The following is a 20,310-nucleotide window of genomic DNA, read 5'->3' as shown; positions in this document are numbered from 1 at the left end:
TTCGTCATACGCTAGGAGATAAAAGATGAGGCTCACATGGATTATTACAGCCATTTTAATGGTCGCTGCGGGGGTCTACGCCAGTATTGGGCTCAACTCACCTAAACCGTTAGCGCTGCAAACCAGCTTTGAGTATCCATCGCCGCAGCCATTAGCGCCATTTTCACTCATTGACCAACACGGTAACACATTCACTAACGCCGACTTAAACGGCAAGTGGAGCCTATTTTTCATCGGCTATACCTCTTGCCCCGATGTTTGCCCAACGACTATGGGTAAGTTAACCTCGGCGTACCCGAGTCTGGCTCAAGGTGAAGATCTACAGGTTATCTTTCTATCCGTTGACCCACAAAGAGACTCTACGAGCACATTAGAAAGTTATATTCGCTTCTTTAATCCTGAGTTCGTGGCTGTAACCGGAGAACATAAACAACTACTGCCGGTAACCCGTAGCCTAGGTTTTGTTTATGCCATGGTGGGAGAAGGTGAAGACTATCAGGTCGATCACAGTGCCTCATTTGCCCTAGTCTCGCCTAAAGGTGAGAAAGTTGCGATTATCAAGCCTAAGTCAAAGACTCCAGGACAATTGCCTCAGATCAAAAATCGCGACTTAATTCATGACGTAAACGCAATTATTGATAAATATTCGGGTTAATACCGTTCACGGAAAGGAATTGCTCAGAGAAAATGCGTTGATTTAGAAAGATAAGAATGAACCACGAAGGACACAAAGAGCACGAAGTGAGCGCTTCGTGGTTTATCGCTTTTAAAGCAAAGAACCCAGCTTATGCTGGGTTCTTAGTTTTGTATTTAAGATCTTGGCTTAACTTAACGGCATTGCCTTTGCCGGCGTTTTTTTAGCCGCTAATCTATTCAGCAATCCACTGACCATTAGATTTAGGTCGGATCCAGGGCTGTGAAAACCAGTAGTAACTACCTTTACTCTTACTCGGAGCAGTACAGTTATAACGTGAACGACCCGCTGGCAGATCTAGCTCTGCTTGAATGCTAAATTGGTTATCAGAGATCCAATTAGGCTTCTTAGCTCCCTGGCCCTGAATAAAACACATCAGCTGTGAAGCATTGATATCGCTCATATCCAAGGTCACTTTAATCTCAGGACGCCACTGACCTTGCGGCAACTGTGGATCGCTATTAGTCTGCGAAATCACCGGCATATTTAAGCTATGCAGTTTTACCTTTAAGCTGTTGAGATCGGCATACACGCCAGCAACAGGAAAACGCGGCAGTGCCGTTAATGGTGAATACGGACCTGCGGCACCAGACTGTTGGCCAAATGCCACAAAGCCATGTTTATCGAGCATATCTTCAATCTGTTGATTGTACTCCCCATAAGGATAAGCCAACATTTTTAAGTTTTGTCCGGTAGCCTTAACAATTTCCGCTTCGGTTCGTAAAATGTTTTCCTCGATACGCGCTAGCCATTGCTCGTCGGTTTCATCCGCATTTTTACGAATTAAGTGCTCGTGGCCCCAACTGTGATTGGCAATTTCTGCGCCTTCATTAGACAAGGTGATCAGCTGCTGCCAGCTCATCATTTCACCATACTCTTTTAGGATCGGCTCAACCGATACAAAAAGGGTGTAGGGGAATTTATATTGCTTTAAAATGGGGTGCGCGGTATTAGCAATGCTGCGATAACCATCATCGAAGGTGATCGCAATCGTTTTCGCTGGCAGGGCTTTTTTCGCCTTGATTGACTCCACCACTGTTGAAAGTGGTACCACATTAAAGTTGTTTTCCGCCAGGTACTGCATCTGCTCTTTGAACTGCGCAGGGGTAACACTGGTGACCGCAGGCGTACTATCAGATACATGATGATACTGTAGGATCACCGCCGCGTGAGCCGAAAAACCTGTCAGCGCAAGTAGCGCTAGCAACACGTTTTTAACCATAAATATTAGACCTCTAAAATGATTGCCTTACTGTTAAACCCACAAAAAAACCGACAACTCTTTGCCCTTGCGCTACCCATGATCCTCTCGAATATCACGGTGCCGCTGCTAGGACTCGTCGATACTGCCGTTGTTGGACATCTTAGCAACGCCTATTATTTAGGCGGCGTGGCAGTTGGGTCAACGATTATAACCTTAATTTTGTGGTTGCTAGGATTTTTACGCATGGCAACCACTGGATTAGTGGCGCAAGCCTACGGCGCAAACGACACTGAGCAACAATTTAAATTATTGGTGCAAGCCGCAAGTTTAGCACTACTATTTGGTATTGCCGCCATTGCGCTGCAACTCCCCATCCTCAACTTAGCTATGGCGATGTCAGACGCCAGTGTTGAAGTTGAACGCTATTGCCGTGAATATTTCCAAGTCAGGATCTGGTCGACTCCGTTTGCACTAATGAATTTAGTCATGCTCGGCTGGCTGCTTGGACGCCAACAACCTAAAGCTGCGATGTGGCAGCTTATTATCGCCAACCTAGTCAATATCGTGTTAGATATCGTCTTCGTTCTTGTTTTAGGCTGGGGAGTTAAAGGCGCGGCATTCGCCTCTGTCATTGCCGATATTTCAGGCTTCTTAGTGGCGCTGACTATGGTGCGCGGACAGCTCAATAAACTCGGTAATTTTAAGCTATTTAACGTGGCTAAGCAGCTAACACTGCAAAGCTACGGCAAGTTGATGGGCCTCAATACCGACATCTTCGTGCGTAGTTTATGTCTACAGCTATCGTTTGCCTTTATGACATTTTACGGCGCAGGCTTAGGTGACAATACCGTTGCCGCTAATGCCGTATTGCTTAACCTGTTACTGCTTATCTCGTATGCTCTCGACGGCATCGCCTATTATGCCGAAGCTGAAGTTGGCCGAGCCTATGGTCAGAAAAATAGTCGCTTAATGCAGGAATCAGTAACGTTAGCCTGGGCTTGGTCTGCTATCGCCGCGTTAGGCTTTACCCTGTTTTTTGCCTTGGCTGGGTCACACATTATCGCGATGCTAACCAGCATTACAGAGGTCAGAGAGGTCGCTGAGCAATACATTATCTGGGTGATATTCCTGCCTTTGCTCGCCTTTGGCTCCTACCTGTTTGATGGTGTTTATATTGGTGCTGCTCAGGGTAAGGTGATGCGTAACAGCATGATCCTATCTACCTTTGGCGTATTTTTCCCAGTATGGTACTTGCTAGAACCACAGGGTAACTTTGCACTATGGGCAGCCATGAGCTGCTTTATGTTAGCCCGTAGTGCCTCACTGTCACTGCATTACTGGTTCAAGCTCCGACTGGTATTAAACTGATTTAGGCAAAAATAGACATAAAAAACTGACATAAAAAAACGCGACTTAGACTAGAGCTAGAGTCGCGTTATTTTTAATAATACCTTGGTATTACTGGTAAGAGTGCTCACCGTGTTGGTGCTCTGTAACGTCTTTAACGCCAGTTAGCTCACTAGGGAACATCTCAAGTAGTTGCTTCTCGATACCGTCTTTTAGCGTCACATCAACCATAGAACAACCATTACAACCGCCACCAAACTGAAGTACAGCAATGCCCTCTTCAGTAATTTCAACTAGCATGATGTTACCGCCATGGCTAGCAAGCTGTGGGTTGATTTCAGACTGGATAACGTACTCGATGCGCTCTGACAATGAAGCATCATCAGACACTTTACGCATCTTAGCATTAGGTGCTTTTAGCGTTAACTGAGAACCCAACTGATCGGTAACGAAGTCGATAGTCGCTTCTTCAAGGAAAGGTGCACTTTTTTCATCAACCATTGCATTAAAGCCGTTGAATTCAAATTCAGTGTCGTCAGCCTCAACCGCATCGGGTGGACAATACGATACGCCACACTCAGCCTGCGCAGTGCCAGGGCTGATAACAAATACTCGAATGTGAGTTCCTTCAGGCTGATCTGATAACAATTTAACAAAATGCGCCTGAGCTGTTTCGGAAATGGTAATCATGAAAACATGCTCCGTCAGGGATAAACCTGAGTGTTTTAGTAAGAATTAGCCCTATAATACTCTTACTCTGCAATCCTTTATAGCCCCCTAGGCTCACAGATTGATAATAAATACCGACTAGATCACAGTTTTTTATCTTAGCCTAGAGTGGTTTTGTCAACGCTGAGCTGTTAATTTAACAACAATATTATAAATATAACGAAAAACTCCATGCTTAGAATTGGTCTTATTTTTTTGTGCGCTTTTTTGATATTGCCCTCCTTTCTTGCCGAAGCAAAAAAGACGCGCTTAACCGATAATCCCCTTTACGGCGTGACAACGACCAGTCCTGAAGCGTTTTTAGGCTACCCCCTTGGCGAGCGCTTACTGCGCCATGATCAAATTAACACTTACCTTAAAGAAATTGCTCAGCAAAACCCCAGAGTTTCCATCGAAAATACCGGCCAAAGCCATGAAGCAAGACAACAGCTTACCGCGGTGATCACCTCGCCTGAGAACCAAGCCAAACTCGATGAGATCTTAGCCGAGCGACAGCAGATCAAATATCTAGGCAAGCAAGGTGGGCCACTGATCATATGGCTAGCCTACTCGATTCATGGCGATGAAATTAGCGGGGCCCATAGCGCCATTAAACTCAGCCATATGCTGGCCACCAGCGAAGAGAAATGGGTCGTCAATCTACTCGACAAGGCCGTAGTACTGATAACGCCGAGCCAAAATCCCGACGGCTTAGATCGCTTTTCAACTTGGGCTAACGGTTATGCCGGTAAAGTGACCGTCAGCGACCCTAACCACAAAGAGCACAAGCAAGGTTGGCCAACAGGCAGAAGTAATCACTATTTAGCCGATCTGAACCGTGACTGGCTGTTCCTACGCCATCCTGAATCACAGGGGCGTGTTGCACTATTCCACCGCTGGCAACCGCATTATGTTGGCGATTTTCACGAGATGGGCCATAACTTCACTTATTTTTTCCAGCCCGGTGTTCCCGAGCGAACCCACCCGTTAACGCCCGCTGGAAATCAAAAGTTAACCGCCAAGTTAGCGGCCTATCACCAAGCCGAGCTCGATGCTAAAAAACAGAACTATTTCAGCCGTCAATTGTTCGATGATTTCTTCTACGGCAAGGGGTCTACCTACCCAGATATTAACGGCGCCATCGGCGTGCTGTTTGAGCAAGCCAGTGCCCGTGGCCAGCAGCAAGACTCTGTCAATGGAGTGCTTAGCCTTCAAGAGGCGATAGAGAATCAATACGCCACTTCAATATCGAGCCTTAAAGGGGCAATAGCCTTAAAGTCTGAACTTGAACACTACCAAGCCGAGTTTTTCAAAAATAAACATCAAAAGGCGATGAAGAAAAAGCCTCACCAAGCAGGGCTATTATTGAGTGCCAACAATGATCAGGGCCGAATCAACGCACTGACTAAGCTGCTAGATCAACATCTGATTGCGTATTACTATCTCACTAAGCCACTAACCCAAGGTGGTGTCGAGTTTGAGGTCGATAACAGTCTTTTTATCCCACATAATCAAGCGCAATCATCACTACTTAAAGCCATGTTTGATGATAGAACGGAGTTTGTCGACCCGACGTTCTATGACATTTCAACTTGGAACTTACAGCATGCTTTCGACTTAACCCTACGCCGTAACATCAAACTAGAGTTGAGCGTGCTGAGCCAAACAGCCCCCGAGTTCCAGCCCGATAGCTGGGGCGATAATACTGTCGCTCTGCTCATTGATTGGCGCCAAAGCCAAGCGGCCTCGCTACTACAACAGCTCTTAGAACAGGGCGTGATGGTAAAGTTTGCCGCCAAGCCCTTTAGTATCGCTGTTGCCGCTAAAGAGAGCGATTTTGCCGCCGGGACACTGCAAATCCCATTAAAGCAGGACAATTTATCCGCTGATGAGATCAGCCAAAAGGTAGGCAAACTCGCCCAAGAATTTAAGGTTAATATTGTGGCAGTGGACACCAGCGCTGCAACTCAGGGTATCGATCTTGGCAGCCCAGACTTTAAGGTCATCAAGCCTATCCGACCATTAATTATCAGCGGTAAAGGCACCTCAATTGCCGAAGTTGGTCAGCTTTGGTATTACTTAGATAACACCTTAGGAGTCGCCACCACCTTAGTCGATATTAATAATCTTGCTTTGGTCAAGCTGAGCGACTACAGCCACGTTCTTATGGCCGATGGCAACTATTTCACCTTAAATGAAAGGTTTGCTCGTAAGCTGGGGCAGTTCGCCTCAAACGGCGGCGTAGTGATAGCGCAAAAAGGCGCGCTAGATTGGCTCAGTAAATCGAATCTGTTAAAAACCAATTTGCGCAGCGATCGTTTTTACAAACAGCTGTTCGATGCCGATGGCTTAACCTTCGACAAAAAATCAAAATTCAAAGCTGAACAAGAAATTGGCGGTGCAATTTTGGAGTTAAAACTCGATACCAGCCATCCGATTAACTTTGGCCTAAATGACGATCGGCTTCCGGTGCTTAAAAACCAAGTCTTAGGATTTTCTCAAACGACCAACGACTTTACCGTCGCGGCAAAGTACGCTTCAGATCCGCTACTCAGCGGCTATTTAGCCCAAGAGTATCAGAGCAGCTTTAGCAACTCGCCCGCAATTATCATCGAGTCTCACAATAAGGGCGCTGTTGTGGCGATGGCTGATAACCTGCTATTTAGAAATATCTGGTTAGGCAGCCAAAAAGTCTATGCTAACGCGCTCTATTTTATTCCTGCGTTGCATTAATTTCTTATCGATATAAATGGCTGAACAAGATTAACTCAGGCCCGGTGCTTCGGCTCTTGCTAGGCACCACACTTGTACCTGAGTATGCTTACGCTGCAATAACCTCGCAATTTCATCAACCGTGGTACCGGTTGTTACCACATCATCAATCAAGGCGACTCGCTGCCAATTAAACTCAGCTGATAGCTCAAAAGCATTGTTAAGGTTCTTGCGCCGCAGTTTTCCGCTGAGTCCAGCCTGAGGTTGTGTGTCTATGGTCCTTAGCAGCAGATTGTCGACAAGGGGAATATCCAGCCGCTTTGACAGCGCATGCGCAATTAACCATGCCTGATTAAAGCCTCGCTGTTGCAGTCTTTTTCGGTGCAGTGGCACTGCTACCAACACTTGGGGCAACTCTATGAAGCCCAAGAACTCTAGGTACAAAATTCGCTGTACTAAGGCATCGACTAACACATCAATCACAGCAAATTGCGCCTGATACTTAATCTGCCCAACCCAATGCCCCATCCCTTGATGGTAACTGCAAGGTGCAATCACTTTTAATCTGGGGGAAAGCATACAGCGCCCACAAAAAGGCATCTGCAGTAATATTTTGCTGCCACAGCCTAAACAGATCTCAGTTTGATAACGGCAAGCATGTAAACACACAGTACATATTCCGTGATGCTCTGCCTCTATATGTTGATGGCACATCAAACAGCGATTGGGTAAAATAGCCGCGAGCCATCTATTCAAGAACATTATCTTAATAGGTGAAATCCTTTTCAATATTCCCCTGTTAACCAAAGACAACACGAATTAGGTAACCCCTTTTCTACGTTGCCTCGTTAAGCTATGAGGTCCTAAGTGAGCCAAATAAAGTTACATGTTGAATCTATCGGCCAAGGCCCTGACGTCGTCATGCTCCATGGTTGGGGGGTTAATAGCGCCGTATTTACTCCACTTCATAGTGAATTAAACAATTATAGGTTCCACTATGTCGATCTGCCGGGATTTGGCCATAGCCAGGCCGTTATGGGCAATATTGAACATTGGCTTGAAGCTATTATGGAACAGGTACCTGAGAAGGCTATTTGGACTGGGTGGTCACTGGGGGGGCTGGTTGCCACTCTGGCAGCAATAAAGCAGCCACAGCGTGTATCGGCCCTATGCACTATCGCGTCATCGCCTTGTTTTATGGCTCGTGAAGATTGGCCGGGGATCCCTGCCGAGGTGTTAGGCCAGTTTGCCAGCCAACTGACTCAAGATCTCGATAAAACGGTCGAGCGCTTCTTGGCGATTCAAGCCATGGGCAGCCAAACGGCTAAGGCCGATATTAAACAGTTACGTGAATTAGTACTGGCTCGTCCCAGCGCACAGCAACCAGCACTCGCTCAAGGCTTGGACATGCTTGAAAATGTCGACTTACGTTCGCAGCTATCTCAAATAGATCAACCCTGGTTGAGAGTGTGGGGACGATTAGACGGCCTAGTGCCTCGCAGAGTCATTAAGGCAATGCCACAGGTTTCTGCCAGTGAAGACATGCTGCTTACCAAAGCCTCTCACGCTCCGTTCATTAGTCATCAAGCAGAGTTTCTCGATGGTTACAAACTTTGGCTAGATAAGATAAGCAACTGAGAAATCGATACCAAGCGTTAAGGTGAGTCTGACCATGGCGCTTTATTTTTACGCTGAATTAGGTTAAGATTTAACCACACTTTTCAGCGGGAAATATTATGTTAGTGGTGACCAACTATCCCAACGTGCCGATTGCAACATCTAATGCTGCAACCGATTCTGCGCGCACGGATAGTCAGCAGCGCCCACCCATTATTCCGCCGCAACAAGCCACCAAAGGCCATGAAGAACGCGCCTTTAACCCGCAGCATGAACGTACTGCAGACCATGCACAAAACCAAGCTAAGCTTCGCGAGTCGGTGCAACAAAAGCAGCAAGGCCAATCTCAGCAGCAAGAGCAATCTGGTCAAGAAAAACAGAAACAAGCAGCCAACTTAAATTTAAAGCAGCTGCTTAGCCAGCGGGCGCCACTCAAGCGCAGCGATATTAAACTGCCTGGGCAACAGCCACCGCCAACCGATACAAGCCCAACCAACCAAGCGATGCCTAACGAGACATTACAGTTTTACCAAGCCTTTGGTGTGCGTATTGAAGCCTTTTACCATCAACGAACCGAACCCGATACTCAGCCAAACCTTTTAGAAACGGCATAAAAAAACCGACAAACTCAGTTGTCGGTTTTTTTGTGTCTCGCTTAAACGATTACTTCTTCAATTTCGCGAAGGCATCGGCAAAAGCGTTACCCATGGCAGCATTGGCTTGCTGCTTAGGCTTATGGCTCTTCTGTTGGCCGCGTTGCTGATTAGTGCCTTTATTCGCAGCGCCCTTATTCGGGCTTGCTTTGTTGTAAGTAGGACGTGGCGCACTCTTATGGGCATCGCCAGCCTTATCATCAAGACGCATACTTAGCGCAATACGGCGACGCTCGGCATCCACTTCCATCACCTTCACTTTAACGATATCGCCGGCTTTAACCACCTTATGTGGATCGTCGATAAACTTGTCGGTCATCGAAGAGATATGCACTAAGCCATCTTGATGAACGCCCACATCAACAAAGGCGCCAAAGTTGGTCACATTAGTCACCACACCTTCTAAGATCATATCTAGCTGCAGATCTTTAATCTCTTCTACGCCCTCTTTAAAGGTCGCAGTCTTAAACTCACCACGAGGATCTCGACCAGGCTTATCAAGCTCAGCCAGAATATCGGTTACCGTAGGTAGACCAAACTCGTTGGTAATGAAGTCTTTTGCTTCCAGTAACTTAATCAGTTCTGAGTTACCCACCAATTCAGCAACAGAGACAGCTTTATCCGCAGCAATAGACTCGACTAATGAGTAGGCTTCAGGGTGAACCGAAGAGCTATCGAGTGGGTTATCACCGTCGTTAATACGCAGGAAACCCGCTGCTTGCTCATAGGCTTTAGGCCCAAGGCGCGCGACTTTAAGCAGTGCTTTACGGTTGTTAAAGCGACCTTGCTCGTCACGATGAGTCACGATATTACGCGCTAAGGTTTTATTTAGACCCGCCACCTGTGCAAGCAGTGCAGCTGACGCCATATTAACGTCAACACCAACGCCGTTCACACAGTCTTCGACAACCGCTTCTAGTGAACTTGATAGCTGACTCTGACTCACATCGTGCTGATATTGGCCGACACCAATCGCTTTAGGCTCAATCTTAACAAGCTCTGCCAACGGATCTTGTAGGCGGCGTGCAATAGACACCGCGCCGCGAATAGATACATCGATATCTGGGAACTCTTCCGAGGCTAGCTCAGAGGCTGAATAGACAGATGCACCCGCTTCGCTGACCATAATTTTGGTCAATGTTGGCAAGTCAGCTTTTACTTGGCTGATTAAGTCTGCAGCTAGCTTATCGGTTTCACGCGATGCGGTGCCGTTACCAATCGCAATCAACTCAACCTTGTGCATCTTAACTAGGTTACTTAAGGTTCTTACCGACTTATCCCACTGATTTTGCGGAGCATGTGGGAAAATAGTCGTGTGCGCCACCAGCTTACCCGTGTCGTTGACAATCGCTACTTTAACGCCAGAGCGAAGACCAGGATCTAAACCTAAGGTCGCTTTAGCACCCGCTGGTGCCGCCATCAGTAGATCGCCTAAGTTACGGGCAAAAACCTTAATCGCTTCTTGTTCGGCGCTATCACGCATACGGCCAAGAAACTCGGTTTCCATCTGTAGGGCAATCTTAACTTTCCACGTCGCCGCTACCACTGTTTTTAGCCAAGCATCAACGCCAGTATCTGTAAGCCCCAGCTTAAAATGCTCAATAATGATCACTTCACAATAGCTCGCTTGCTTAGGCTCTTGATGCGGGTCGGCATTAATATTAAGGCTCAACATGCCTTCATTGCGGCCACGCAGCATCGCTAGCGCACGGTGTGATGGCACTTTGGTCAGCTTTTCAGAATGCTCGAAGTAATCTCTAAACTTTGCGCCTTCTTTCTCTTTGCCCTTAACCATAGTGCTTTCAAGTACGGCATTTTGCTCAACTTGAGTACGAATTTTTTGCAACAGCTCTGCATCTTCAGCAAAGCGCTCCATCAAGATAAAGCGTGCGCCATCGAGCACAGCCTTGGCGTCGGCAAAACCTGCGGCAGCGTTGATATATTCGCTAGCAGCCGCTTCGCAATCGACTTGGCGATTAGCTAACAGGTAATCGGCTAAAGGTTCGATGCCCGCTTCAATCGCAATAAGACCCTTAGTGCGACGCTTTGGCTTATATGGAAGGTAGAGATCTTCTAGACGCGTCTTACTATCGGCAGCAATAATCGCTGCTTTCAGCTCAGGTGTTAACTTACTCTGTGCTTCAATACTCGACAAAATTACGTTACGACGATCATTGAGATCCCGTAAATAGCCCAAACGACTAAATAGGGTACGCAGTTGAACGTCATCTAAGCCACCAGTGGCCTCTTTACGGTAACGGGCAATAAACGGCACGGTTGCGCCGTCATCGAGTAATGAAATGGTATCGATAACTTGTTGCTGACGAACATTGAGTTCCTCAGCGATGAGCTGTGCAATATTTTGCATAAATAGAGGTCGAGCCTAGTTGATAAAAGGTATTGCACCAAAGATACCACAGCGCATGGATTTGGTTAATGCAAATACTAAGACAATTATGTTATTTGCGCGGTATAAATCGCGCAGCCTACTGTTGAGGCTGCGATTTTATTCGCCGAAAATATGGAGGCGGATTATTCGAAACCTTGATAGGAGATACGATTGATATACCAAACTTGCTCACCGGTAGGTGTCTTAATTACCGCTTCGTCATCGACCTCTTTTTTCAACAAGCCACGCGCCATAGGCGAGTCGATGGAAATGTAATCTTTACGACCAAAAATCTCGTCATAACCCACAATCTTAAACTGTAATTTATTGCCATCATCGTTTTCGATTTCGACCCAAGCACCGAAGAATACCTTACCCTCTTGTGCCGGAGAGTAATCAACGACTTGTACATTTTCGAGCGTCTTACGTAAATAACGCACTCGACGGTCTATTTCACGCAGCTTCTTTTTATTGAAGGTATAGTCAGCATTTTCACTACGATCGCCTAAGCTCGCAGCCCAGCTCACAATTTTAGTGATTTCAGGTCGATGCTCACGCCAAAGGTAATTTAGTTCTTTTTGCAGTTTCTCGAAACCTTCACGGGTGACGATAGCGGTTCTCATAGGTTCTACTTTCTAAAAGGGATTAATCAAAATTGATGGACAAAAATCATAGCACAGATCCAGTCAAGCTGAGCTATGCCAGTTCAAATAGACTCACTGTAGAATTTTCCAGATAAGTCAGTGCTATTAATTTTCTTACAATTTCAAATAGACGTCGACAAAGCCATATTTTCATTGATATTCAGCATGTTAACTATAATTTACGCAAACATAGCCATCGGCATTAACCTATTAGTTAAAATGCCTGCTAGTCATTAACATATTAAAACAGCTATATTAGGATGATTCGCATTCAATATCAGCCATTTGCCTAAAGATAAGGGCTGGCCGCCGAGCAAAAGGACCACAAGCATGGGACAAGAAACCTCAAAAATTCTCGTCGTCGACGATGATATGAGACTACGCGCTTTATTAGAACGCTACTTGATGGAACAAGGTTATCAGGTACGTAGTGCTGCCAATGCCGAGCAAATGGACCGTTTATTAGAACGCGAAAACTTCCATCTACTGGTACTCGATCTTATGCTTCCTGGCGAAGATGGTCTGTCTATCTGCCGTCGCCTGCGCCAAATGGGTAACCCCATCCCTATCGTGATGCTAACAGCCAAGGGCGATGAAGTGGATAGAATTATCGGTCTAGAACTGGGTGCCGATGACTACTTACCTAAGCCGTTTAACCCACGAGAGTTGCTCGCCCGAATTAAAGCCGTTATGCGCCGCCAAACACCTGAAGTGCCTGGCGCACCAACCCTGCAGGAAGAGGAGATCACCTTTGGTGAGTACTCCCTGAATCTGGCCACCCGCGAGATGTACCACGGTGAAGAAAGTATTTCGCTAACGAGCGGTGAATTTGCGGTACTTAAAGTGCTAGTTAGTCATCCACGGGAACCTCTTTCGCGCGACAAATTAATGAATCTTGCTCGTGGCCGCGATTACTCGGCACTCGAGCGTTCGATTGACGTACAAGTTTCGCGCCTGCGTCGACTGATTGAAAAAGATGCCGCTAACCCACGCTATATCCAAACCGTGTGGGGCTTAGGTTATGTATTTGTACCTGATGGCCAATCACGCAAATAGCTAGGCGACGATAACTAAGTGATAATAACTAAGTGGCTATAAACAGACGATGGTGGCAACGCTTTTTGCCACGCAGTTCCTTCAGCCAAACCGTAATGCTAATTGGCTGCCTGCTGCTAACAAACCAACTAGTGTCATACATCTCTGTTGCGGTTTACTTTATAAAACCCAGCTATCAGCAGATAAACCAATTGATAGCACGGCAAGTGAAGCTATTATTTGTTGGCGGCATCGATATTGGTCGTGAACACCTCACCATGGTCGATGCCCTCAACGCCAAAGTGCGTGATGACACCATGCAGTTTTATAACCTAAAACAAGCTCGCCAAGCCGGTATCGATCGTGCGACTTACTACAGTTTTTTATCTTCTCAAATGTCCGAATACCTAGGTGGCGAGGCTGAAGTGCGCATCGCTCAGGGGGAAGAATTTGAGATCTGGATCCGCCCTCCTCAAGCGCCCTCAATCTGGATCAGAGTGCCATTAACCGGGCTCAATGAGAAAAACCTTTCACCGCTTACCCTATATTTAATGGTTATTGGCGCCCTAAGCGTGGCCGGAGGCTGGTGGTTTGCCCGGCAACAGAATCGTCCGTTGAGGCGATTACAAAAAGCGGCGATTGCCGTATCACGAGGTGATTACCCTGACCCTTTACCATTGAGTGGCTCAACAGAGATTGTTGAGGTGACTAACACCTTCAATCAGATGTCTCATAGCATGAAGCAGCTGGAGCAAGATAGGGCGCTGCTGATGGCTGGCATATCTCATGACTTACGTACCCCGCTAACTCGCATTCGACTGGCCTCTGAAATGATGGTCGAAGAAGATCAGTATCTGAAAGATGGCATAGTTAACGATATCGAAGATATGGATGCCATCATCAATCAGTTCATCTCCTATATCCGCCAAGATCAGGAAGGCACTCGAGAGTTAGAGCAGATAAACGACTTAATTCAAGATGTGATTCAGGCCGAATCTAACCGTGAGGGCAGCATCGATTCAGAGTTAGTTGAGTGTCCACGCATTCCGATGCAAGGTATTGCCGTAAAACGTGTGCTCAGCAATTTAGTCGAAAATGCCTACCGCTACGGTAACGGCTGGGTAAGAATTAACTCACAATTTAATGGTCAGTACGTCGGCTTTAGTGTCGAAGATAACGGTCCTGGGATCGATGAAGAGCAGATCCCTAAACTCTTTCAACCTTTTACTCAAGGTGATACGGCCCGCGGCAGTGTTGGCTCAGGGCTTGGTCTGGCGATTATCAAACGTATTGTCGATAGGCATCAGGGCAAGGTGATCCTTACCAACCGCAGTGAAGGTGGATTGCATGCTCAGGTCTGGTTGCCGATTGAATAACCTCTAATTAACGGTTATTAATTGCGACACTATTACCCATAATAGTCAGAATTATCAACTTCTAATAATAGGGGCGACCTCTGGCCTTTCATATTGACGAGTAGCAAAGCGCTTAAAAGAATTATAAAGAAACTCAATTAAGTAATTAGTTTCCTGTGAACCATAGCGTGTCTTACTGATATAAAGCCGGTAGTTGCATTCGACGGCATCAAGTGCTGCAGGCGCCTTAAGTAGAGATAAGCCTGACAGATCCTTAGGTAGAGACACGGCTGAAGTGTAGGTAATCGCATTACAGCCCTGTAACGCACTAAAAATGCTATTTACATAACCTAAGCGCCCTACTAAATTTGCTTTAAGGCCGTGGTTTTTAAGGACGGTTTCCATCACCGAGTGACCGTTATTATTCCAGCCAGCTAAGTCATTCAAAATTACCGGATACATAGCCAGATCTTCCAGCGTTACCTCACCTTGCGACACCAGAGGATGCCCATCTCGCACCACACATAAACGATAGCAGGGAGCCACTTCTAGATCATAAATCCCCTTGATACCGCTTTGCATAATATGCAATCCAAAGTGAACGGCGCCGTTATCTAAGTCTTTCATTGCATTTAGATACCAGGGACGGGCACACAGGTTTACCTTAGGCAGTGCCTTGTGCAGATCGACAAATAACTCCCCAAACCAACCACAGGCAGTATCATCAGCAATTAAACTCAGCTCTCGCTCAATATGGGTTGCCTCAAAGTCATTACCGTGAATTAATTCCTCTTCAACACGGTTAATCAAGTCTTGGGCAAAATGACCAACTTGAAGACAGCGCTCGGTGGGTTTAAGCCCTTTTCCGGTTCTTACAAACATCTCATCAGAAAAAATACTTCGCACGCGACGTAGATGATAACTGATTGTCGACTGACTCATACCGAGCTCATCTGATGCTACGCAGGCGTTTCCATGCTTAATAAGACAGACTATTAGCTGAAGGTGAGCAACAGAAAGATCTTTAACACTCTCATTGGTGTTCATCATACATCCTTGGGAACTTTAGCGTATATGGCTAGATATTAACCGTAACAATAGAGGCAAAATAGCACCCAATACGTTATCTCATAAGGTGTTCACATATATTGAAAAGTTGGGATATGGGATACTCTGTATTCATAGCTAAAGGTTTATAGCTAAAGCTTTATGACTAAGTATCCCACTGACTCCTAGAAATTGTACCCCGCTTCGAATAGCAACTCTCCACCACCATTGAGTGCTCCACCCCAGCTCTGCCTATGTTTATACAGGGTGCTAACGAAGAACTGAGAATTAAACCTGTAATCCACACCGACAATAGCCTGATGGCCGTATGAGTCGAATCCAAATACCTCCCTATGTTCGTCACTTCGGTTAAATTGAGCTTCGTAATAAGCCTTAGCAAACCAATGCGGTGTTAGCGGGTAGCCCAGCATTATCGTCGCAGCAGTACCAGAGGCACCATTAAAGGACTTTCCTGTTGGGGAAAAACTGCCGTACGCATACTGCATACCGACACCGACTGTGCCTTTGAGTTTTCCAATAGCAACATCATAGGAGCCACCTAAATAGAAGTTTTGCTCCACCACTGGTTTATTGGCGCAGGTAAATGACTGCACCCAAAGGTTAAATGGCGAGTCACCAAGGTTATAATCAAGCTTTAACCAGGCTTTGGTTGTTGCTCCGGCATCTTTCCCTTGCTGGTTTTCCGAGCTGTCCAGTGGGTTTTCAAACCGCAACCACCCCGTGGCGCTTCCCCAGTCGGCGATTGTGGTATGACCTAGGATGAGGTGGGCTTGATCATAGAGATTGGGGTTTTTATCTTCGGCATCGAGTAAATACTCGTAGCCAACAATCACATTATTTTGCTGAAATAGCACTTCAGCACTCGCCGAACTAATACCGCCAATTCCCACTAATACGGCTAAGACAGATCTAGATAATTTCATTGTGAGCCTCCTAAATTAGCGGGCCCATACGGGCCCGGAATTCATTTTTTTACAAGCCAAATTGGCTAGTAGGGTTCACAATAATTGCGCGGTAGTGAGGAGAGTTTGCCTTGTCAGACAACACGTCTATCTCTACTTTGACCTTCATATCGTCATAACCGATCTCATTGATTTTGCCGATAGTGCGCTCACCAGGGGTATAGAGATGAATCGAACCACCGAAACCAAACATGGTGTTCTTATCTTCCATATACTCCACGTTAGACGTGATCGGGCTGTACCAGTCATAACCACGATCTTTACCGTATTCCCATGTCTGCTGCACAGTCATGTTTTCGTCGTCAATTTTGTATTCGACGAAACGGGTATACTTCATAGTTGGTAGGGCTGGTTGCTCATGGGCACGACCGTCACCATTATCCAGAACCGTCAGATTGCCTGTGGTGTTATTTAGCCATGCCGTGTGCTGAGTATAGGTAAAGTCGAAGTCACCATCACACACACCTTTATCGGTACACTTGATAGGCTTACCATTCTTATCCACTGGCTTAAGCAGTTTCTTTGAAAGCTCTTTGTTCCAACCTTCATAAGGTGCCAAGATCCACTTCACTTCCTTATCACGAGTCACTTTGGCTACACCTTGATGACGGAAAGAAAGGATAATAGAGTCATCTTTTGGATCATATTCAATAGAGTTGATATGAGCCCAGTTACGACCGGGGGCAATACCTGGAATATCGCCATAAGGGGCATCAATTTCCATTTCTGCAGTTTGACCCATCTGATCGATATCGACGTTCAAACAAACCGCTCCCATATCTAAGGCTTCAAGCAATGCATCACGATATGGATCCATAATTTCGTTCAGGTTCCACACATCAACCAAGTTACCCTGTTGGTCAATCTGTAAAATATGGTCTCGTACGGTATGAACGATATCGCCTTGAGGGTTTTTATAGTTAGCCTTAGCCGCACGAACTAAAGAGTGGCCATTTGGCATGATGTTATGTTCATGGGAGGCGTCAACATATCCACGTGGCAAGCGACGTTGTTCAAAGTTACCTAACAAGTCAAAGGTGCCGTACTGCTGGCCTTGAACAAAGGTAATACGGCCTTCACCATTATCATGCAGTCCCATCAAGTATCCACGCTTGTTTACATCGATTCCTACACCGTCATAAACCGCATCCTGATCTAACCACCAGCGAATATCACCATTTGTATCAACGACATAAGTCATAGGGGCGTTATCGAATGGTAATGAACCCATGGCTGGCGAAGATTCAAATATACCTGCATCTTTACTCTTTTGACCTGACCAATGCAGATCTGAACCTTGCTGGTTGTAAGTATGACTGTTGACCATATACAAGCGGTTTTCAAAGCCTTTGGCAACCTTCTTCACCTGAACTTCCTGCATAACAGTGATATTTCTGTTATCCATATATTCGTTAGTGATAGGTCCGGTTAGCACCTTATAGTCTTCTTTGACCTTTTTACCGTCTAGGTTGTATTTCACTGTCACTTGGTTGCTGTGATCAGCATATAAACCAAACAAGGGAATACCGTCATGGGTATTGATTGTTTGCTGACCCACAGGGTAACTAATATCAACTCCTTTATTGCCCTTACCATGAACTGTTACCGTCACATCAGTTGGGCGCTTACTGCCCAAATCTAATACCGCAGTTAGAGGTGAGTTACCATACGGATTAACAAGCACCGCACCTAGTTGGCCCGCTGCAGGTGCTGGTTTAAAACCAGCGGCATTTGATTCAAAAGAAACAACTGACTGAAATAATGCAGCAACAATAGCTGCAGTTAAAATATTACGTTTCATGACTTCTCCAATTAATAATTATTTTGTAATCACTGTAATCAACCCTAAAAACAATAATTAACTAGAACAACTTTATTTGAGAATGATGTCACAATAATCAAAGCACCAACTTTTTTCATCACCACAATATAACGACCAACAAATAAAAAACCATGAATTAAAGAAATGCGAATTTACATATCGATTATATAAATAACATAAAACAATGAACTTTATACATCTAAAACTTATAATTCATGAGGGTTTCAGCTAATAAAAGATAAACCAACAGGGATCAAACCTTATGGAAACCAATGTTAAAAATATCTAAAAACCATAAAAAACAATAAAAAAACATCAACAAAATCAAAGTAATCACATACAAAACAACACGTTGCGACCACAACAAAGGAAACCAATACAGAATGAACAGATCCAATGATATTGATTTTTTCCATAAACATAATTCAAAAACTAAAAATTGAATATCAAACTCCAGCCGACTTAAAATTAATAACACTTATAAATAGGACTGCAAATAAAACGTGACCACCATCACAATCAATATATGTCATTTAAAAATAAGATAGTAACGAAATAGCCAGCATCCAATATTAATCAAATTAAAATCTTATAGTTATAACAAACAATGACGTTTTATTTTTACATCGACAAAAACAATAACTATTAACAATATAAGTTTTCAAAATCCAACAAATTTAATATATCTTTGGAGATAACATGAAAAAAACACTTACCGCCATCGCAGCAACTCTATTTCTATCATTTGGTGCCCATGCAGCAACAGAGGGAGTTGAGTACCAAGTATTACCGGAAGTGGCTCAATTTAACGCCCCAAACCAAGTAGTGAAGATCTACTCGATTAACTGTCCTTTCTGCTACAAGTATGAAAAAGCAGGTATTCCTAACGATAAGTTAATGCCTGCTGGCAGCACTTTGGATCAGTACCATATCACCAGTAAACCACCTTTTGGCGTAGAGAAATCAACGGCATTGGCCATCGCTAAAGAGATCAAAGGCGAGAAGACATTCAAGCAATTAAAGGACAAGTACTACGACCAGTACCACGTCAAGAAGGTCAAATTTAAAGATGCCGATTCTACCATTGCATTTACCCTCGATACATTAGGCATGAGCCGTGCCGAGTTTGATACTCATGCTCAAAATCCAAAAGTAAAACAGCTAATGACCAAATGGGATAAAGGGGTTGAAGTTGCAAAGATCCAAGGTGTGCCTGCGATTACCGTTAACGGCAAATACCTGATCAACACCAAATCAATCCGTTCGATGGATATGCTCAAAGAGCTTATCGCTGAACTGTCTGCTAAATAGGGGATTATTATGTCATTGCAGCAACGATTGAAAGAGTTCTGGAGGCAGTTTAAGGCCACCCCTGCCGACAGCTTAACCCATATGCAAGACCATCGACCCATCTGGTTAGTGATGGTTGGAGGAGCACTATTTCTTATTTTGTCGGCCATCTTCTATTTCCAACTGTTCTTGGCGATGGATCCCTGTGAGCTATGTGTTTACATTCGCTTTAGCCAGTGCTGTATCGTGCTTGCGGGTCTGATCATTCTGATCGATCCGAGAAATCACATACTCAAGTTCTTAGGTTTATTACTGGCGTGGTACGCAGTCATTCAGGGCTGGATGTGGTCTGTTGAGTTAATGAAGATCCATGATGCGGCGCATATGGTAGTCGATGAGACGATGGACTTCTTTGCTGCTGCAGGCGATGCTGCTGGCTCAGCTTGTTCAACCGATCCACGCTTCCCACTCAACCTACCACTTGATGAATGGCTACCATTTGAGTTTGCTCCAACGGGCGGCTGTGGTGAAGACGATTGGACTCTACTGGGCATGAATATGGCACATTACTGCATAATCGCTTATACCGTATTTATGGTCTGTTTGGCGCCGTTGACCTTTGGTTGGGTTCGCTCACTGAAGAAGCTTCTTCCGCTTAAGAAGTAATGACTAATCAACCATGCGTTATTAAAAACTGTGGCCACTAACTTTAGTGGCCACAGTTAACAGTGACCAAAACATCGATAATTTAACTGATCTGTTACCCATAACCGTCGCCGCTGATAACTGGGATAACGGCATAACTTTACT

At 45.3% G+C, this 20,310-nt stretch carries 17 protein-coding genes; 9 read left to right on the top strand and 8 right to left on the bottom strand.

Going from position 1 to position 20,310, the window contains the following annotated elements; genetic code table 11:
- The first annotated feature begins 25 nt into the window (after positions 1 to 25).
- Entirely contained in the window at positions 26 to 655 is a 630-nt protein-coding gene (locus SHAL_RS01260; RefSeq protein WP_012275381.1) for an SCO family protein, read from the top strand.
- 214 nt (positions 656 to 869) lie between these two features.
- Here the strand turns inward: SHAL_RS01260 and SHAL_RS01255 are convergent, their stop codons facing one another.
- Positions 870 to 1,916, bottom strand: a complete 1,047-nt coding sequence (locus SHAL_RS01255) for a polysaccharide deacetylase family protein (protein ID WP_012275380.1) — start codon at positions 1,914 to 1,916, stop codon at positions 870 to 872.
- Between the two features lie 18 nt (positions 1,917 to 1,934).
- Here SHAL_RS01255 and SHAL_RS01250 point away from each other — a divergent pair, with 18 nt between their 5' ends.
- Positions 1,935 to 3,266: an MATE family efflux transporter gene (locus SHAL_RS01250; RefSeq protein WP_012275379.1), complete on the top strand. Its 1,332-nt coding sequence runs from the start codon at positions 1,935 to 1,937 to the stop codon at positions 3,264 to 3,266.
- Between the two features lie 90 nt (positions 3,267 to 3,356).
- Here SHAL_RS01250 and nfuA read toward each other — a convergent pair whose 3' ends face one another.
- Positions 3,357 to 3,935, bottom strand: coding sequence for a Fe-S biogenesis protein NfuA (gene nfuA, locus SHAL_RS01245; protein ID WP_012275378.1), 579 nt, complete (start codon positions 3,933 to 3,935; stop codon positions 3,357 to 3,359).
- Between the two features lie 210 nt (positions 3,936 to 4,145).
- Between nfuA and SHAL_RS01240 the strand changes: the two genes are divergently transcribed.
- The gene (locus tag SHAL_RS01240) at positions 4,146 to 6,686 is read left to right on the top strand and encodes a M14 family zinc carboxypeptidase (RefSeq protein ID WP_012275377.1); all 2,541 of its coding nucleotides are present in this window, start codon (positions 4,146 to 4,148) and stop codon (positions 6,684 to 6,686) included.
- Positions 6,687 to 6,716: 30 nt separating this feature from the next.
- Here SHAL_RS01240 and SHAL_RS01235 read toward each other — a convergent pair whose 3' ends face one another.
- Positions 6,717 to 7,427, bottom strand: coding sequence for an amidophosphoribosyltransferase (locus tag SHAL_RS01235; protein ID WP_049763863.1), 711 nt, complete (start codon positions 7,425 to 7,427; stop codon positions 6,717 to 6,719).
- A gap of 105 nt (positions 7,428 to 7,532) precedes the next feature.
- Between SHAL_RS01235 and bioH the strand changes: the two genes are divergently transcribed.
- Together bioH and SHAL_RS01225 are read left to right on the top strand one after the other, a co-directional pair.
- Positions 7,533 to 8,303, top strand: coding sequence for a pimeloyl-ACP methyl ester esterase BioH (gene bioH / locus SHAL_RS01230; RefSeq protein ID WP_012275375.1), 771 nt, complete (start codon positions 7,533 to 7,535; stop codon positions 8,301 to 8,303).
- Between the two features lie 98 nt (positions 8,304 to 8,401).
- The gene (locus tag SHAL_RS01225) at positions 8,402 to 8,896 is read left to right on the top strand and encodes a hypothetical protein (protein ID WP_012275374.1); all 495 of its coding nucleotides are present in this window, start codon (positions 8,402 to 8,404) and stop codon (positions 8,894 to 8,896) included.
- Positions 8,897 to 8,945: 49 nt separating this feature from the next.
- Here SHAL_RS01225 and SHAL_RS01220 read toward each other — a convergent pair whose 3' ends face one another.
- The gene (locus SHAL_RS01220; protein ID WP_012275373.1) at positions 8,946 to 11,303 is read right to left on the bottom strand and encodes a Tex family protein; all 2,358 of its coding nucleotides are present in this window, start codon (positions 11,301 to 11,303) and stop codon (positions 8,946 to 8,948) included.
- A 164-nt stretch (positions 11,304 to 11,467) separates the two neighbouring features.
- Positions 11,468 to 11,947: a transcription elongation factor GreB gene (gene greB / locus SHAL_RS01215; RefSeq protein WP_012275372.1), complete on the bottom strand. Its 480-nt coding sequence runs from the start codon at positions 11,945 to 11,947 to the stop codon at positions 11,468 to 11,470.
- A 351-nt stretch (positions 11,948 to 12,298) separates the two neighbouring features.
- On the opposite strand from greB, the gene ompR reads away from it, so the two are divergent.
- Positions 12,299 to 13,024: an osmolarity response regulator transcription factor OmpR gene (gene ompR / locus SHAL_RS01210; RefSeq protein ID WP_012275371.1), complete on the top strand. Its 726-nt coding sequence runs from the start codon at positions 12,299 to 12,301 to the stop codon at positions 13,022 to 13,024.
- A 38-nt stretch (positions 13,025 to 13,062) separates the two neighbouring features.
- Positions 13,063 to 14,379 carry a two-component system sensor histidine kinase EnvZ gene (gene envZ / locus SHAL_RS01205; protein ID WP_041416201.1) on the top strand — a complete coding sequence of 439 codons (1,317 nt, stop codon included), beginning with the start codon at positions 13,063 to 13,065 and terminating at the stop codon, positions 14,377 to 14,379.
- Positions 14,380 to 14,433: 54 nt separating this feature from the next.
- Here envZ and SHAL_RS01200 read toward each other — a convergent pair whose 3' ends face one another.
- The 3 genes from SHAL_RS01200 to SHAL_RS01190 form a co-directional block, all read right to left on the bottom strand.
- The gene (locus tag SHAL_RS01200) at positions 14,434 to 15,405 is read right to left on the bottom strand and encodes a LysR family transcriptional regulator (RefSeq protein WP_012275369.1); all 972 of its coding nucleotides are present in this window, start codon (positions 15,403 to 15,405) and stop codon (positions 14,434 to 14,436) included.
- 185 nt (positions 15,406 to 15,590) lie between these two features.
- On the bottom strand, positions 15,591 to 16,349 hold the full coding sequence (locus SHAL_RS01195; RefSeq protein WP_012275368.1) for an outer membrane protein OmpK: 759 nt from the start codon (positions 16,347 to 16,349) through the stop codon (positions 15,591 to 15,593).
- A 49-nt stretch (positions 16,350 to 16,398) separates the two neighbouring features.
- Complete coding sequence (locus SHAL_RS01190; protein WP_012275367.1) at positions 16,399 to 18,189, bottom strand: aryl-sulfate sulfotransferase; 1,791 nt, start codon at positions 18,187 to 18,189, stop codon at positions 16,399 to 16,401.
- Positions 18,190 to 18,909: 720 nt separating this feature from the next.
- Here SHAL_RS01190 and SHAL_RS01185 point away from each other — a divergent pair.
- Together SHAL_RS01185 and SHAL_RS01180 are read left to right on the top strand one after the other, a co-directional pair.
- A complete protein-coding gene (locus SHAL_RS01185; protein ID WP_012275366.1) occupies positions 18,910 to 19,521 on the top strand; it encodes a thiol:disulfide interchange protein DsbA/DsbL in 612 nt (203 codons plus the stop codon).
- 9 nt (positions 19,522 to 19,530) lie between these two features.
- Positions 19,531 to 20,166, top strand: coding sequence for a disulfide bond formation protein B (locus SHAL_RS01180; RefSeq protein WP_012275365.1), 636 nt, complete (start codon positions 19,531 to 19,533; stop codon positions 20,164 to 20,166).
- Positions 20,167 to 20,310 lie beyond the last annotated feature (144 nt).

Source organism: Shewanella halifaxensis HAW-EB4 (assembly GCF_000019185.1).
Taxonomy (GTDB): Bacteria; Pseudomonadota; Gammaproteobacteria; order Enterobacterales; family Shewanellaceae; genus Shewanella; species Shewanella halifaxensis.
This window is presented reverse-complemented; position numbering and strand designations above follow the sequence as displayed.